This is a genomic window from Methylocaldum sp. GT1TLB (assembly GCF_051027445.1).
Taxonomy (GTDB): Bacteria; Pseudomonadota; Gammaproteobacteria; order Methylococcales; family Methylococcaceae; genus Methylocaldum.
Map to the genome: position 1 here is coordinate 4,109,994 of NZ_CP194898.1, position 15,977 is coordinate 4,125,970.

General features: G+C 65.1%; 11 protein-coding genes. 7 read left to right on the plus strand and 4 right to left on the minus strand.

All coding sequences use genetic code 11. The features are described from left to right. Positions 1 to 48 precede the first annotated feature (48 nt). The 7 genes from ACR2R1_RS18150 (at position 49) to ACR2R1_RS18180 (ending at position 12,449) form a co-directional block, all read left to right on the plus strand. Entirely contained in the window at positions 49 to 414 is a 366-nt protein-coding gene (locus ACR2R1_RS18150) for a GPW/gp25 family protein (protein ID WP_156880484.1), read from the plus strand. Continuing rightward, on the plus strand, positions 411 to 2,984 hold the full coding sequence (locus ACR2R1_RS18155; protein ID WP_434111293.1) for a putative baseplate assembly protein: 2,574 nt from the start codon (positions 411 to 413) through the stop codon (positions 2,982 to 2,984). The genes ACR2R1_RS18150 and ACR2R1_RS18155 overlap by 4 nt, the downstream gene beginning before the upstream one ends. Next, a complete protein-coding gene (locus ACR2R1_RS18160; RefSeq protein WP_434111295.1) occupies positions 2,984 to 5,908 on the plus strand; it encodes a putative baseplate assembly protein in 2,925 nt (974 codons plus the stop codon). Before ACR2R1_RS18155 ends, ACR2R1_RS18160 begins: the two co-directional genes overlap by 1 nt. After that, complete coding sequence (locus tag ACR2R1_RS18165) at positions 5,905 to 8,115, plus strand: hypothetical protein (protein WP_434111297.1); 2,211 nt, start codon at positions 5,905 to 5,907, stop codon at positions 8,113 to 8,115. The genes ACR2R1_RS18160 and ACR2R1_RS18165 overlap by 4 nt, the downstream gene beginning before the upstream one ends. A gap of 12 nt (positions 8,116 to 8,127) precedes the next feature. Next, positions 8,128 to 11,343, plus strand: coding sequence for a DUF6519 domain-containing protein (locus tag ACR2R1_RS18170; protein ID WP_434111299.1), 3,216 nt, complete (start codon positions 8,128 to 8,130; stop codon positions 11,341 to 11,343). 15 nt (positions 11,344 to 11,358) lie between these two features. After that, on the plus strand, positions 11,359 to 11,856 hold the full coding sequence (locus ACR2R1_RS18175; protein ID WP_434111301.1) for a hypothetical protein: 498 nt from the start codon (positions 11,359 to 11,361) through the stop codon (positions 11,854 to 11,856). 86 nt (positions 11,857 to 11,942) lie between these two features. After that, positions 11,943 to 12,449 (plus strand): YetF domain-containing protein, encoded by a 507-nt coding sequence (locus ACR2R1_RS18180; RefSeq protein ID WP_086134071.1) that lies wholly within the window; start codon positions 11,943 to 11,945, stop codon positions 12,447 to 12,449. Positions 12,450 to 13,097: 648 nt separating this feature from the next. On the opposite strand, the gene ACR2R1_RS18185 is transcribed toward ACR2R1_RS18180, so the two are convergent. The 4 genes from ACR2R1_RS18185 to ACR2R1_RS18200 form a co-directional block, all read right to left on the minus strand. Further along, positions 13,098 to 13,490, minus strand: a complete 393-nt coding sequence (locus ACR2R1_RS18185) for a lysozyme inhibitor LprI family protein (RefSeq protein ID WP_077729997.1) — start codon at positions 13,488 to 13,490, stop codon at positions 13,098 to 13,100. A gap of 307 nt (positions 13,491 to 13,797) precedes the next feature. Then, complete coding sequence (locus ACR2R1_RS18190; RefSeq protein ID WP_434111303.1) at positions 13,798 to 14,607, minus strand: hypothetical protein; 810 nt, start codon at positions 14,605 to 14,607, stop codon at positions 13,798 to 13,800. Positions 14,608 to 14,823: 216 nt separating this feature from the next. Then, on the minus strand, positions 14,824 to 15,516 hold the full coding sequence (locus tag ACR2R1_RS18195; RefSeq protein WP_434111305.1) for a hypothetical protein: 693 nt from the start codon (positions 15,514 to 15,516) through the stop codon (positions 14,824 to 14,826). 119 nt (positions 15,517 to 15,635) lie between these two features. Next, positions 15,636 to 15,959, minus strand: coding sequence for a hypothetical protein (locus ACR2R1_RS18200; protein ID WP_434111307.1), 324 nt, complete (start codon positions 15,957 to 15,959; stop codon positions 15,636 to 15,638). Positions 15,960 to 15,977: the final 18 nt, after the last annotated feature.

Genomic DNA, 15,977 nt, shown 5'->3' on the forward strand with positions numbered 1-15,977 from the left:
AAAACTGAAAGCTGACGGCTGAAAGCTGACAACTGATAGCTAACATCTATGAACCTTCAATACCCCTACCAGTTCGACGATCGAGGGCGTACCGGCGAAGCCGGCGAGGAGGCGTACATTCGTGGCCTGATCGAGCAGGTGTTGTTCACTTCGCCGGGCGAGCGGGTGATGCGGCCCGATTTCGGCAGCGGGCTCATGCAACTGGTGTTCGCGCCGAATAGCGTCGAACTGGCCGCGACCACCCAGTTCCTGGTGCAGGGCGCGCTGCAGCAATGGCTGGGCCATCTGATCGCGCTCGACGGCGTGGAGGTGGAAGCGATCGAGTCGACCCTGAGGGTGACCGTGCGTTATGCGATCCGCCGTACCGGTACCAGCCAAGTAGCGACGTTCGAACGCGGAGGGGCGCTGCCATGATCTACCATTGCTGCGACGAACGGCGCCGCAATAAGGTCGCCGCCCATCCCACCCTCAACGGCATCGACTATCTGGAAGTGCTGGACCGCGAAGCGCCGCTCGGCAGCCCGCGCCAGCAAACCTTGTTGGTCCGGCTGTTCAAGGCGGTTCCGCCGGGTTTCGCGGCCCAGCAGGTCCGCATCGAAGGCGGCGAGCGGGTGCGCGGCGTCCGCGTCGAATGGGTGGCGCCGGCTTCCGCGCCGCCGGCGGAGGCCACCCCCGCCGAAGCGGCGTTCTTCGCCGGCCTGCCCGAGCCGGACCACGTCCTGCTGGTCCGCGTCGACCGCTACGGCGATTTCTCGCCGTACCGGTTGCGTCTGGTGCGCTCGGCGCTGGACGAAACGCCGCCGCAAAACTTCGACCCGCGGCTTTCCGAGGTGGAATTCTCGTTCAAGGTCGAGTGCGACAGCGAGTTCGACTGCCGGAAGCGGGAGGACTGTCCCGAAGAGCCCGTCCCGGCGCCGGAGATCGATTATCTCGCCAAGGATTATCCGAGCTTCCGCCGGCTCATCCTGGACCGGATCAGCCAACTGGTGCCGGACTGGCGCGAGCGCAGCGCCGCCGACCTGGGCGTGACCCTCGCCGAACTCATGGCCTACGTGGCGGATCAACTGTCCTACCGGCAGGACGCCATCGCCACCGAAGCCTACCTGGAAACCGCGCGCCTGCGCACTTCGCTCCGCCGCCATGCCCTGCTGGTCGACTATCCCATGCACGAAGGCTGCAATGCCCGAGTCTGGCTGCACGTGGCGGTGAATGCGGACGGGGTGGCCTTGCCGCGGGCGGGCACCCGCTTCTACGGCCGGGTGCCGGGTTTGCCGTCGCGTATCGTCCCCGGATCGCGGGATGACGAAGCCGCCTTGCGGAAAAGTCCCGCGATTTTCGAGCCGCTGCACGACGCCGTGCTGCACGCGGCGCATAACGAAATCGATTTCCATGCCTGGGGCGATCGCCGCTGCTGTCTGCCCAAGGGTGCGACCCGGGCGACGCTCGCCGGTCATCTCGCCGCGCTGGAAGCGGGCGACGCCTTGTTGTTCGAGGAGGTGCTGGGACCTTCGACCGGCGAGCCGGGCGACGCCGATCCCGCGCACCGCCACGTGGTGCGGCTGGTCTCGGTACGCAAGTTCTCGCCGGACGACCCCGCGGCGCCGCTCACCGATCCCGTCAGCGGCGCGGAGATTACCGAGATCGCCTGGGCCGCCGAGGACGCCCTGCCATTCCCGCTGTGCATTTCCTCGGTCACCGACGAGGCGCACGGCGAAGTGGAACTCGACCGGGTCAGCGTCGCGCGCGGCAACCTGGTGCTCGCCGATCACGGTTTCACCTTGCCGGCGGACGAGGATCTAGGCAGCGTGCCCCCGACGCGGCTGGTTTATCCGCCCGAGCGCGACGCCAATCGCTGCACCGGCGCCGAGCCCGTGGAGCTTTCGCCGCGTTTCGCGCCGAGGCTCCGTAACCTGCCGCTCACCTACGCGGGCACGGTGCTCAAGACGACCGTGAAGGAGGGTGTGAGCCGCACCGAACGCCTGGCCTTCGATCCGGAAGCGCCGGCGGCGTTCGCGATGCAATGGCTTATGGAGGACTGCCTGCCCGCGATCACCCTGAACGGCGGCACTTGGACGGCGCGGCGCGACCTGTTGAACAGCGAGCCGGACGATCCCCACTTTGTCGTCGAAGTGGAGCACGACGGTTCGGCCGCCTTGCGCTTCGGCAACGGCGTGCACGGGCGGCGGCCCGAGGCCGGCACGGCGTTCGCCGCGCGCTACCGGGTCGGCAACGGCCGCGCCGGGAACGTCGGCGCGGACGCCATCGCCCACGTGGCGAGCGGCGACGGCGCGGTGCTCGGCGCGCGCAATCCCCTGGCCGCCCAGGGCGGCGCGGACCCGGAAGACGCCGCGGTGGTGCGCCGGCGTGCTCCGCAAGCCTTCCGCCGCCAGGAACGCGCGGTCACGCCGGAGGACTACGCCGAGGTCACCGAGCGCCATTCCGGCGTGCAGCGGGCGGCGGCCACCCTGCGCTGGACCGGAAGCTGGCACACGGTGTTCGTCACCGTGGACCGGGCCGGCGGCCTGCCGGTGGACGCGGACTTCGAGACCCGGATCACCCGTCACCTCGAGCGTTACCGAATGGCGGGCCACGACATCGAAATCAACGATCCGGTGTTCGTCTCCCTGGAAATCGATCTCCTGGTCTGCGTCCAGGCGAACTATTTCCGTTCCGACGTGCGCGCGGGATTGCTGGAGGTCCTGGGCAACCGGATGCTGCCCGACGGGCGGCGCGGACTGTTTCATCCCGATAACCTGAGCTTCGGCCAAACCGTCTACCTGAGCTCGCTGTACGCGGCGGCCCGCCAGGTCGCGGGCGTGGGTTCGGTGCAGGTGACCCGCTTCCACCGCCAGGGCAGCGAGGATACCGGACCGCTCGCCGACGGTTTTCTCCGCCTGTCCCGGCTGGAGATTCCCCGCCTCGACAACGATCCCAATTTCCCGGAGCACGGCGTGCTTCGTCTGTCCCTATTCGGAGGCAAGTGATGGCCGATTCCAGCCTCGACCACTGCGGATGCTGCGCGGGCCTCGACGCCGAGACGCCGGCGCGCATCGACAACCCGCCCGGCCAGTCCGCCGTCGCCTACCGGGTCGGCGTGCACGCGAGCTTCAGGGAATCCCTGCTCGCCCGGCTTTCGAGCAGCGGCTTGCCGGCCCTCGCGGGGCTCACCACCCGGGACGGCGGCGATTTCACCATCGCCCTTTGCGATGCGCTGGCCACCACCCTGGACGTGCTGTCCTTCTATCAGGAACGCATTGCCAACGAGAACTTCCTGCGCACGGCGACCGAGCGCCGCTCGATTCTCGAACTGGCCCGCCTGATCGGCTACGAGCTCGCGCCCGGCGTGGCCGCCTCGACCTTTCTCGCCTTCACCCTGCAGGAGGTTCCGGGCAGTCCCGCGCTGGCCGCGGGTCCCGTGGAGATTCCGGTGGGTGCCAGGGTGCAGAGCGTGCCGGGTCCGGGCGAGCAGCCCCAGACCTTCGAGACCGTGGAGCCGGTGGAAGCCCGCGCCGAATGGAACGCCATTCCTGTGCAGACCTCGGTCCCCTGGCGCCCGCGCTTCGGCGACCGCGAGCTGTGGCTGGCCGGAGTGGGCAACGGCGTGGGGGCGGGCGATGTCATCCTCGTGGTGGGCCAGGAGCGGCTCGACGATACCGGCAGCGAGCGCTGGGACGTCCGGCTGCTGACCCTCGTGGAGGAAGACAGGGAGAAACAGCGCACCCGGATCGCCTGGGACGAACCCCTGGGCAGCACCAGCCCCCATGTCGAGCCGGCCGCCGCGGGTGCCACCGTCTACATCTTCCGCCAGCGCGCCGCGCTGTTCGGTCACAATGCGCCGGACCCGCGTATCCTGTTCACCCCGAACAACCCCGCGCCCGAGGGTCTGCTTACGGCAAACGGGCAGCAGTGGGCTAACTTCGGGATTCAGGGTTCCCGAATCGATCTCGACGCGGAGTATCCGAAAATCGTTCCGGGCAGCTGGATCGCCCTGGTCGCCGCGGCGCCGCCGCCCGATTCTGTGGATATCGGGATTCTGGGCCCCATCGAGTTGATTCCGGTGGCTTTCGCCAACTCGGCCGTGGCGTCACCGGTCGCTAGCGCACTCTCCTCGATGCCGTCGGGTTTAGCCAGTGCCGTTTCGTCGAAGCTCGCCGCAGGGTATGTGGAACTCTATCGCGCCCAATCCGTCGCGCATCTTTCCCGCCGCGACTACGGCTTGAGCGGGAAGATTACCCGCATAGTGCCGGACACGACCGAAAACATCGGCCTGTTCGGTCTGCGCGAGACCTTGGTGCTGGCCCAGTCCGAGCCGCTGCCGGTGACCTCGACGCCGCTCGGATTTCCTCTCTACGGCGACCTGCTCGCGCTGGGCCGGCTCGCGCCGGGAATCGGCCCCGGCCGTGCGCTGGCGATCGGCGGCAAGCGCGCCCGCGTGCGGCTGCGCAAGGGCAGGAGCGCTGTGACCATGACGCTCGTGGAAGGGGGCAGCGTGACCGTCGAGGAAGGAGACTCCCTGCGCCTCGCGGCCGCGCCGGAGCAGAAATCCGGCAGCGCATGGCTGGTGCTCTCCCCGCCGCAGTTCGGCGAGCGGCTCGCCAACCCGGGCAGCGCGGAGTTGCGCCTCCGGCTGCTGGACCGGGACGGGCGGGAAGGGGTGCTGGAGGCGGCCGCCGCGGCCATCGAACCGGCGCCGCCGGAACCGGGCGACGAGGAGGTGTCGGAAATCGCTTTCGTCGGGGAACTGGCTACTTCCGTGAGCCAGGACCGCGACCGCAGCTATTTCACCCTCGCGGCGCCCCTCAAGCACGTCTACGACCGCGAGTCCGTGCGCGTCAACGCCAACGTCGCGCGCGCCACCCACGGGGAAACGGTGAACGAGATCCTGGGCAGCGGCGACGCCCGCGTGGCCAACGCCGGCTTCGGCCTGCGCCAGGCGCCGCTCACCTTCGTGAGCGCGGCCACCCCGAGCGGACGCCAATCGACCCTGGCCTTGCGCGCCAACGACCTCCTCTGGCAGGAGGTTCCCAGCCTCTACGCCCGTGGTCCGAACGAGCGGGTCTACGAGCTCGCCGTCGACGACCAGGCGCGAGCCATGGTGCGGTTCGGCGACGGCATCGAGGGCGCCCGCCCGCCGTCCGGCGACCACAACCTGCGCGCCATCTACCGCAAGGGACTGGGGCTCGCGGGCAATGTCGCGGCGGGCAAGCTCACCACCCTGCTCTCGCGTCCCCTGGGCGTCACCGGCGCCACCAATCCCGAGCCGGCGGGCGGCGGGGAAGACCCGGAAGCCGAGGAGCGGGCGCGGGTCAACGCGCCGCTCACAGTGCTCACCCTGGAGCGGGCGGTATCGATCCGGGACTACCGGGATTTCGCCCGCGCCTTCGCCGGCATCGCCAAGGCCCACGCCCTGTGGCTGCCCAGCGGTCCGGCCCGCGGGGTGTTCCTCACCGTCGCGGGCGAGGAGGGGAGCGCCGTTCCGGCGAACGGCGACACGTTCCGCAACCTGCTGGCGGCGTTGCGCCGCTATGGCGATCCGCTCCTGCCGCTGACCCTGGTCAGCTATCGGGATGCGCGGTTCCGGACGCGGCTGGCGGTGAAAGTCGCCGCCGAGGCCGAGCCGGAACTGGTGCTTGCCGGCGTCGAAGCCCGCCTCAGGGAAGCCTTCGGCTTCGAGGCGCGCGGCTTCGGCCAGGGCGTCTCGGTGGACGAGGTGGCCGCCGTCGCCCAGGCCGTAACCGGCGTCGAGGCGGTGCAGGTGGCCGAGCTGCACCGGAGCGACACGCCGGTTCCGAAGTTCGTGCCCCGCTTGTCCGCGGTGCTGCCTGTGGCCTCGCTCGCCGAGACGCCGCTGGCCGCCGAGCTGCTCACCCTGGATGCCGCGCCCCTGGTGCTGGAGACGATGTCATGAGCTTCGACGCCGATACCCTGTTCCGGCTACTGCCGGCCATACACCGCATCCGCGACGCCGAGCTCGCCACGGGTTTAAAGAGCCTGCTGACGCCGGCGGAAGCCGCCGAGCTCGCCGCCCTGGAAGCTTTGCCTAGTGCGACCGTCGCCGAGCAGGAGCGGATCGAGGCGCTGCGCGGGAAAGCCGCCCGCGGCCCCCTCAAGGCCTTGCTGATGGCCTTCGCGGACGAGTTCGCGGTCCTGGAGGAGAATCTCGACCAGATCTACGACGACCTTTTCATCGAGACCTGCGCGGACTGGGCGATTCCCTATATCGGCGACCTGATCGGCTACGAACCCTTGCACGCCCTGGGCGAAGCGCGCGGTTTGGCCCGCGCCGAGGTCGCCCACACCATCGCCCTGCGCCGCCGCAAGGGTACGGCGGCGGTGCTGGAGCAGCTCGCCCGCGACGTCACCGGGTGGAACGCCCGCGCGGTGGAGTTCTTCCAGTTGCTGGGGACCACCCAGTACATGAACCATCTCAGGCCGCACAGCCGGTACGCGCCCGACCTCCGGCAATGGGAACCGCTGGCGCGGATCGGCACGGCCTTCGATTCGACGGCGCACACCGTGGACGTCCGGCGGATCGAGAGCCGGCGCGGGCGCTTCAACATCCCCAATGTCGGGATATTCCTCTGGCGAATCGACGCCTATCGGCACACCAGGAGCCCGGCGGTGCGGGTCGACGACCGGCGTTACCTGGTGAGCCCCCTGGGCCATCCGCTCCAGCTTTACGCCAACCCCGTGGCCGAGGACGAAATCACCCACCTGGCCGAGCCCATCAACGTGCCGGACCCGATCGGCCGCCGAATGCTGGATGCCCGCAAGGCCCTTTATTACGGTTCGCGGGAATCGTCCGGGGCGGAGGTCGACAATGCCGAGCCCAGTCTCGTGCTGTACGCGGACGGCGTCGAGGTGCCCCGAGGGAGCGTCGTGGCCTGCAACCTGGCCGACGACGGCGCCGATTGGGCGCACGCGCCGCTCAGCGGGAACTTGCCCGACGGTACGACCCTGGGCGACAAGTACGGCATCGATCCCGTGCTGGGAAGAATCGCGCTGGGGGATTCCGTGGCCGTGCCCCAAAGCCTTCGGGTCACCTATCACTACGGGTTCCCGGCGGACCTGGGCGGCGGCGAATATCCCCGCGAACGTCGCGCCGACGCGCCGGGAACTTCCGTGATCCGGGTACCCGACGACCACGCCACGATCCAGGCCGCCCTGGCCGCCCTGGCCGCCCTGGCCGGCGACGGGGTGGTGGAAATCACCGACAGCGGGCGCTACGAGGAAACCCTGGCGGTGAACGTGAATGCCGGCGGGCATGTGATCCTGCGGGCCGCCGAGCGGTGCCGGCCGACGCTGATCCTCGGCGGGGATTTCCCCGTCACGGGTGGGGCGAACAGCGCCTTCAGCCTGGAGGGGCTGCTGGTGGCCGGCGCGCGGCTGCACGTGCCCGCCGCCGCGGGCAACGAACTCGCGCGCCTTCGCATCGCCCATGCCACCCTGGTGCCCGGTTTGGCGCTGGACGGGGCGGGCGATCCCGTTTCACCGGGCGCCGCGAGCCTGGTGGCCGAACTGCCGGGCTTGGCCGTGGAACTGGAACGGGCGATCCTGGGCGCCCTACGGGTGGCCGAGGGGGCGAGACTCGCGGCCACGGATGCCATTCTCGATGCCAACGATTCCGCCGCCACGGCTTATTGCGCGCCGGACGAGGTTTCGCCTGGGGGCGAACTTTCCCTCGCCGCCTGCACCGCAATCGGCAAGATCAACGCGGACGCCGTGGGTCTTATTTCCAACAGCATCCTCCTGGCCCGCGCCGCGCCGGGCGACACCCTGCCGCCGGTGTACGCGCGGCGCCGCCAGACCGGCTGCGTGCGTTTTTCCTATCTGCCCTTCGCCTCGCTGGTGCCGCGCCGCCATCGCTGTCAGCCGGAGAGCGCGGAGGGTGAGTCCGACATTGCTCCGCATTTCACCTCGCTGCGCTACGGCGTCCCGGCGTATTGCCAGCTCATGCGCAGCACTCCGGACGAAATCCGGCGCGGGGCGGACGACGAGAGCGAGATGGGCGCCTATCACGCGCTGTTCGCCGCCCAGCGCGAGGCCAATTTGCAGATTCGTCTGCGCGAATTTCTACGCGTCGGGCTGTCGTCCGGCGTTTTCTACGAGACTTGAGGAGCCCGAGCCATGAGCTTCGACTGCAGCCGTTTCAGTTTTCACCCGTGGAAGGATTTCTTCGGGGTGGTGATGCAACAGGGGAGGGTGCAACTGGATTCCGACTGGAACGAGTGGGTGGCGGAGCTCGCGCGCCGCCTCCAGGCCGGGACGCTGGATACCGTGGGCCGCGCGGTGGTGCCCCGCACCACGCCCAACGGCTTCCGCATCCTCGCCACCGCCGGGGCGTTGACCATAGGTCCGGGACGCCTGTATGTGGACGGCCTGCTGGCGGAGAATCACGGCGCACAGCCCGCGCGGTGGGACGCCACGCTCGCCGAACTCACCGGCACCGGCGACGTGCCGTTTTTCGGGCAGCCGTACCTGCCGTTCAACGCGACCGATCAGGCCGCGCCTGCCGATATCTTCAACCGTCCGGTGCTCACGGGGGGGCCGCACCTGGTGTATCTCGACGTCTGGCAGCGCGAGGTCACCCACTTGCAGGAACCGCCCTTGGTCGAGAAGGCGGTGGGAGTGGACACCACGGCGCGCCTGCAAACCGTCTGGCAGGTGAAGGTGCTGGCCGGCATCGACAACGCCAATTGCGCCACGCCGGACGGCGAGGTGCCCGGCTGGGCGGCGGTCATCCGGCCCTCGGCGGGCCGGCTCACCAATTCCACGGGGGATGTGCCGGGCGATCCCGATCCGTGCCTGGTACCGCCCACCGCGGGCTACAAGGGCCTGGAGAACCAGCTGTACCGGGTGGAGATTCATCGCGGTGGCGGGCAGGGAACGGCCACCTTCAAGTGGTCCCGCGATAATGCCACGGTCGCTACCCGAGTCATCGAGATCCAGGGCGGCAACCGGCTGGTGGTGGATAGCGTCGGCCGTGACGAAGTGCTCGGCTTTCATGCCGGAGACTGGATCGAAATCCTGGACGACTGGCACGAGTTGCACGGGAGACCCGGCCTGCTGCGGCGCATCCGGTCCGGCGACGGAGTGGACGCCGCCACCCGCTCGATTTTGCTCGAAGACGCGCTGCCCGCGGGACTCTTTCCCGTCGACGCCCAGGGCCGCACCAACGCTACCCGTCATACCCGCATCCGCCGCTGGGATCAGTCGGGGCTGGTGCGTCGCGCCGACGGTTCCACCTTCCACGATCTGAACGCCTCGGCGAGCTCGGACGGCATTCCGCTGCCGCCCGCGGGAACCCGGCTGGCGCTGGAGAACGGCATTCTCGTCGAATTCGACCTGGACCCGGCGGGCGGCGAATACCGGGCCGGCGATTACTGGGTGTTCGCGGCGCGGGTGGCGGACGGCAGCATCGAGCCGCTGGACCATGCCCCGCCCCGGGGAATTCATCACCATTATGCCCGGCTCGCGGTGGTAACCCTGCCCGATAGCGAGACCGATTGCCGGGTATTCTGGCCGCCCGAAGCGGTGGGCGAGAGCTGCGACTGCACCGTGTGCGTCCACCCCGAGGGACATAACGCGGGCACCGCGACGATCCAGCAAGCCATCGACAGCATCCGCCAGCGCGGCGGCACCATCTGTCTGGATACCGGGACTTACCGGCTGGACGCGCCGCTCAACCTGGAAGGCGTCCGTTCCCTGAGGATTCGCGGTCAGGGATGGCAGACTCTTCTGCAGGGGGCCGCCGCCGGGCCCCTGATGCGGATCGCCCAGGGCATCGGCGTGACCGTCGAGAACCTGGCCCTGGTCGGGGCGGCCGCCGGCGGGGGCACAACCGCGCTGATCGAGGTTGCGGCCTGCATCGACCTGCACCTGGTGCATCTGGCCGTGCTCGGCGTGGCGGCCGGCGATGCGACCTCCGCCGCGGTGGGCCTCTCGGGCTCGGTGCTCGCCGCGTCGATCCGCGATTGCACCCTGGTCGCCGAGCAGGGCGTGGTGGCCCTGACCGGGGAGCGCAATTATCTGCTTACCGGGCAATGCCGGGTGACCGACAACGTGTTCCTGTGCAGCCAGCGGGGAGTGAGCTTCGCCGGCATGAGCCTCCATTACGGCGAATTGCGCTTGGCGGGCAACCTGTTACTGCGTTGCTCCCAGGCGGGCGTCGTGGTGACGGGCGGAGCGCTGCCGGCGGCGAGCATCGCCATCGCCGGCAACCTCATGCACATCACCGGCGCCGGGGTGGTCGCAGGCACCGGCGGCTTGCGCATCGTCGACAACGAGATCGTGGGCTCGGGCGAGGCGGCGGCGGACGGCATCGTGCTGGAACCCGGCCTGGACAAGGTTTCCATCGATCGGGTCATGATCCACGGCAACCGGATTCGCGGACTACGCGGCAACGGCCTGGCGATCCGCCAAACGCTGGGCAGGGCCATGATCAAGTCCAACGTCATCGAGGACACGGGACTCGGCGCGCTGGTCATGGAGCGCAAGGCCGGCGCCGCCTATCTGTGCCTGGAAAACAACCAGTTTTCGAACCTGGGGGCGGGATTCAATCAGGAGGGTCGGCCCTTTTTCGGCGTGCTCCTGGCGGATGTCGCGCGGGCCGATGTGGTCAACAACCTGTTCGCCGGCGTCGCCCGTCAAGCCAACCAGAGCCCGCTGCGCGCGGCACTGCTGGCGGTGGCTTCGGGGGAACTGCGGGTGGCGGGCAACCGGATGTTCGGCATCGGCCCCCAGAGTTTCCTGGGGCGCACCGTGGGATTGGCGGTGGGCGCCAGCTTCAGCCAACTGGCGGTGGAAGACAACTCGCTGGCGCGCCTGGAGGGGACCGAAACCACGAGTGCCGCCGCTTGGCAAGCGATCGTCGTCGCCCCGTCCGGCGCGGCGCAGGGCGGACCCGCGGGCGGGACTACGGTGACCGCGCCGGGGGTGATGGTCTTGCCCGTGAAGGAAGGCTACCTCTACCTGAGCGCCTTTCGGGCGCGCATCCTGGCGAGCCTGGCGCGCGGCAATACCAGCTTGAGGGGAAACCGCCTGCGCGGGACGCTTACGGTAATGCCTTTGGTGGAAATCGATGACGTGCTGAGCTGTCTCTTCGATCAGAACGATGCCGAACTGAGCAGTGTCGTCACCGCAGGACCGGCGCCGCTGGTCGGGCGCATCGGCTGCGATCACGCGAGCGTGGCCAACAACCGTCTGGTCGGCGTGACCGAATTTCCGACCCTGTCGCTGACCGCGAGAAATTTTGCGGTCCTCGGAAATTTGACCAGCGGTGCCATCGAGGTCAACGGAACGGCGTTGCCGGCACCGTGGAACGCATTAAATGTCCATATTTAGGTAAGGAGTGAATTCATGCGTGTCATTACGCTCAGGAGCGAAGCCAATATCGGTGCCCTGGCCGATCGCCTCTTCGCCAATCTCACGCCGGAAACGCGCAAGGCCGTCGAGGCGTCGCTGCTCAAGGCCAACCCCCATCTTGCCCGCGCCGACGCCTTCAAGCCGGGCGCGGTGGTGCGGCTCCCCGAAGTGTCGGGCGTGAAGCCCAAGCCGTCGGCGGCTAACAAGGATCCGCGCGACGATCTGATCGACGGCCTCCGGGAGGCGGTGTCCGGCTATCGCGCCCGCTTGGCGGCGGGGCTGGAAGCCGAGAACGGCGAAATCAAGGCCCAACTGGAACTGCTCAAGCAGCGTGAGGTCGCGGCCTTGCTGAAGAACGTGCCGGGCGCGGAGGAACTGGCCAGGGATCTCACCGATTCGCTGAAACAGGCGGCCAAGACATTGCCGCAAGACATGAAACGCCAGGACGAGGTGTTCGCTCAGATCGAAAAGGATCTTTCCTCCCTCGTCTGATCGAGCGGCTTTTTCTAACCTTTTCACAAACTCGCTACCGGTTCCGGCAGTCTATTTAGGGGAAAGCAGTCACGAGGTAGCGAGCAGTGGACGCGTTTCTCAACATCGATTGGGCGGAACTCTTCATCCCGAGCGCTCCCGTCGCGGAGACGATCATTCGCGGGACGCTGGTCTACTGGTTCTTATTCCTGATCTTCCGCCTGATCATCAAGCGTGATATCGGCTCGGTTGCCGTCAGCGACCTCATCGTAGTGGTGATCATCGCCGATGCGGCACAGAACGCCATGGCGGCCGACTACAAGTCCATCACCGACGGACTCATTTTGATCAGCACCATCGTGTTCTGGAATTTCCTGCTCGATTGGGCCGCTTACCGGTTCCGATGGATCGAGCGCGTCCTGGCACCTAAAGCACTCGAACTGATAAAGGACGGGCGCATTCTGCATCGCAACTTGCGCCGAGAGTTCTTGACCGAGGAGGAACTGATGCGCAAGGTCCGCGAGAGCGGGGTAGCGGACCTGTCCCAGATACAGGCAGCGTACATGGAAGGGGATGGCACCATCAGCGTGGTTAAACCTAAAAACGGCGGTTGACCGCTTCGATGGCTAAATAAGCTCTTATGAGAGAACCCCTTTATAGCCATCGGGGGTCTCACCCTTTGGGTGACGTTGCTACGCACCCGATTGCACGGCGGGCGGGCCGCCTGGCGGTGTTGCTCCTCGTTGCGGGAGACTACCCCGCGGCCTCGTCGCGCCTTGCCATCCGACCCGCCCGCCGCACACTCGAGCACGTCCAACCGCCGTTTTTAGGTTAAACGGGACTCGTGAATATCGTTGTCCTAAGAAGTCGTCTTCAAACTGCTACGCGCTGCAATATCCGCCTTGTTCAAGGAGGCGAAACGCCGATGAACAACAGCCTTGCAATCCGCCACTGCGGGCTGCTCCGCCGCAAAGCGTGGGACAGGCGAGTCCAGCATCAATCGCGAATCGACCCTATTTGTCTGCTGCTTCGAGAGCGTTTTCCATCCCGGTGTACGGATTCGTGCCAGGAGGGGAGAACGTAGGTCGGCAATCCCTTCCCAATCGCAAACGGTCGCTTTAGTCGCGACCCTTCCAATCGCAAACGGCATCTCTGGGAGCGCCAGAGCTGCCCTTCCGACAAAGCCCTTCGCCGAGCCGATACGTCGGCAAGGGATTGCCGACCTACATATCCGAATCCCTTACACCGACTCGGAAAACGCTCTAATTTTCATAGCCGGTAAGAAGCTTCTCCAGCCGTTCAACGCGTTCCTCCGTCATCTGGGACTGGCACGCCGTGTCGAATGCTGACTTCCACATGCGCACACCTCCCTCGGTTTCACCGACCAGGGCACACTCCGCATCTCTGAATTTGATCCAGGCCCGCTGTGCCGCTATGAGTGCAGTTTTTGGGAAATTGTCCGGCTCATCTGCCGGCATGGATCGAAGCAGCTTCTGGTAAATCTCATTGAGGCGTTTATCAGCGGCGGCGAGACTAACTTGCGCGGAACGTCCCGTGTGCATCGCGCTGCCCTCTGGCCAGTCCTCGGGGCGGTGATTGTCTGCGAGCGCAATCGCTGGAATCACGAGCAGTGCAATAGAGAGATGCCTAATCATGCAGGTATCCTTATGCCCAACGCCAAAGTTCACCGGCGGCTATGGAACACGGCGGAATTGCCGTCCGGTGCAGCGAAGCGTTGGTCGTTTCGTTGGGTTGATTCAGTTGCCGTTAGTATGTGGTCGGAGCCATCGGAAGCCCGGAATGATCGCCCTTGTAGGGTCCCGTTTTCAACCAGGAATTTGAACGCTGCGAGCGACTGCATCCCCATTCGTCGCATTCCGGCAAGCCAAGCCGGCTCAAGGAGCCAGCCAAGCAGCCAGAAAGCGATGGGTTTCGCTTCGCTCTACCCATCCTACGCAGGCTTCAGCGAACGGAGTTGAAAACGGTTTCGTTTCCGTTATCACGCTGGAATCCGTTTTTGATGGTGTACAGAACCTGTGTGCCGTTAGCCCCGTTCACGATGGAGATTACCGAACAAGGCGCACCCGGTTCCCAGTGACTTGGTGTTCGTCGGCTTTCCGGAACCGAAGTCGAATATTTGAAGGTTTTTACATCGATTACTTCGTTCAGCCGGAACTGTTCGTCTTCCGAAGGCGAAGGATTCGGGACGATCCGCATAGGTATCACGTTGGCGAGGCAATGAGTCGCGAATCCCCGATTGTTCCACGCAATCCACTTACCCCCCAGGTAAGAGGCCGAGATTCGGAAATCAATGCTCTTTGCCGGTTCCGTACGGAGCGCCGCCACGACTTCGACTATTCGTTTTGAGGCAATCCAGCCGGGCGAGTCGCCGTAGTTGGTCTGGAAGTGTTCATTGCACTTGAACTGAGAGAAAAGCAGAGAAGTAGGCATCGCACTGCCGCCGTAGAGTGCTCCGTTCTTCATGATGAACCGGGTCTCGTCGTTGATGCCCTGCTTCGTCAGCAGGACGAGTTCTCGGCCTCTGATCCGGCGCTTGATCTCATCGAGCCATGCTTGCCGATAGATTCCGGAAATCTCGAACCAGGCGTTAGGCGAGCCCGTCTTGAACAAGCACTCCATCAAGTCCTTACCGAGTGCGTTGTAGATGGCCATGTCTTGCGCTGAAACGCCGGACCAATTCTTTGCATTCTTCAACGTGTTTGCAAAGTTGAATACGGCTTCACCACGATATTGATGCTCAATCTCCGGCATGGGGCTCCTCTTGTTAGGGTTTGTTGGTATATGAATTGGGTCCATACGGGAGGGCCGAGGACACAGTGTGCTATTCCATCTCCGCTAGATTCGCGTATCCGTACAGACGCGAGATTGAGAGCCTCTGAGAGCTCGTTCCTGCGGGTAAGTCACCATGGTTCGATGCCTAATGTGCCGATTTACGCGCTGGCGTAGTAGGCCGCGTGTAACTAGTTGTTACACGACTATGTCTTCATACTTATTAAACAGGATTCGGTCCAAATGCCCGCCACTTATGCCACACGGCTCGCAGACCTTGTCCAAGAGCTCACGCTCTAACACTTTATACTTGGGCTTATTTGTCGCCAGATCTTTGGGGAGCCGAACCCCAATGTGTTCAAGAATCTTGATTAGTCTGCTATCGAACGCGACTGCGCGGGCCACCATTCCGAGGCCGATCAAAAGGTCGCGCGCCCCTTTGTTTTTGATGTAGGAAAGCTCATCGCTGACCACCGCTATTCGCCAGTGTTCGTCGGGAATCGCAGCAATCTTGGTGAAATAGGCTCGCGGTCCACCATGGGCCTTTAGGACCTCAAAGTTGTAGGCGGCTGCCGCAGTTTTGCGACACTCATCGATAACGCTTGATGAGTAGCGCACGCCCGCCTCTCGGAATTTCTGATGGATATCTTTGGACCTAGCTTTCGGGGCCTTTGTTACAAGGCTCTCGTACCAAGCTTGTTTGTCTGAAAGGACTTCATTCAGTGCCGTTCCAGACGCAGCGCTTCCCACGACAGCTATTTGTACAATCACAGAGGCCCATAGGTCACCGTCACTCTTCCGCTTCCAATTTCCGGTTACGGGGGCTGGCACATCAAGCCTGTAGCGCTCGACCAGCGCTCTGAGCTTCTTGGCTGCGGTTGAATCAATCATGAAGTTGTTTCGTCATATAACGACTTGCTCGAGGGGCGCGGCCGCTTTGCCACGTCCTTTCGAAGCATTCGTTAGGCAAAGGTTCTTTAATCCTGCTCTGTCTCCGATTAGTCATATGGCTAACGCGACTCCAACTTTTTGGAAGGAAAACGGCGGAAAAAAAATTCCAGCACGAGAAAAGGTGAAAAAAGTGCGACTACAAACAGGCTCATCACTGTTAAACCCATGATGGCATTGTTTCTTATGGTTTCCAGGTGACTCAACGCGAGTGCTAAAAAAATAAGGGAGAGTGGAAGAAGGGCTGACGCAATTCCCCAAGCGATTCGATCCGATAATTTTGCACGACGCCGCATCACCAAAATTGCCATAGCCGACCCAAATGGGAATGCTACAAATCCACTAAATAAGGCAAACAGTAAGAAATTCGCTCCACCCGCAGCCATTTCAAACTCCTTTTCTAA

Coding starts and splice junctions, on each gene's coding strand:
- ACR2R1_RS18150 (WP_156880484.1), top strand. CDS start 49: ATGAACCTTCAATACCCCTACCAGTTCGACGATCGAGGGCGTACCGGC.
- ACR2R1_RS18155 (WP_434111293.1), top strand. CDS start 411: ATGATCTACCATTGCTGCGACGAACGGCGCCGCAATAAGGTCGCCGCC.
- ACR2R1_RS18160 (WP_434111295.1), top strand. CDS start 2,984: ATGGCCGATTCCAGCCTCGACCACTGCGGATGCTGCGCGGGCCTCGAC.
- ACR2R1_RS18165 (WP_434111297.1), top strand. CDS start 5,905: ATGAGCTTCGACGCCGATACCCTGTTCCGGCTACTGCCGGCCATACAC.
- ACR2R1_RS18170 (WP_434111299.1), top strand. CDS start 8,128: ATGAGCTTCGACTGCAGCCGTTTCAGTTTTCACCCGTGGAAGGATTTC.
- ACR2R1_RS18175 (WP_434111301.1), top strand. CDS start 11,359: ATGCGTGTCATTACGCTCAGGAGCGAAGCCAATATCGGTGCCCTGGCC.
- ACR2R1_RS18185 (WP_077729997.1), bottom strand. CDS start 13,490: ATGATTAGGCATCTCTCTATTGCACTGCTCGTGATTCCAGCGATTGCG.
- ACR2R1_RS18190 (WP_434111303.1), bottom strand. CDS start 14,607: ATGCCGGAGATTGAGCATCAATATCGTGGTGAAGCCGTATTCAACTTT.
- ACR2R1_RS18195 (WP_434111305.1), bottom strand. CDS start 15,516: ATGATTGATTCAACCGCAGCCAAGAAGCTCAGAGCGCTGGTCGAGCGC.
- ACR2R1_RS18200 (WP_434111307.1), bottom strand. CDS start 15,959: ATGGCTGCGGGTGGAGCGAATTTCTTACTGTTTGCCTTATTTAGTGGA.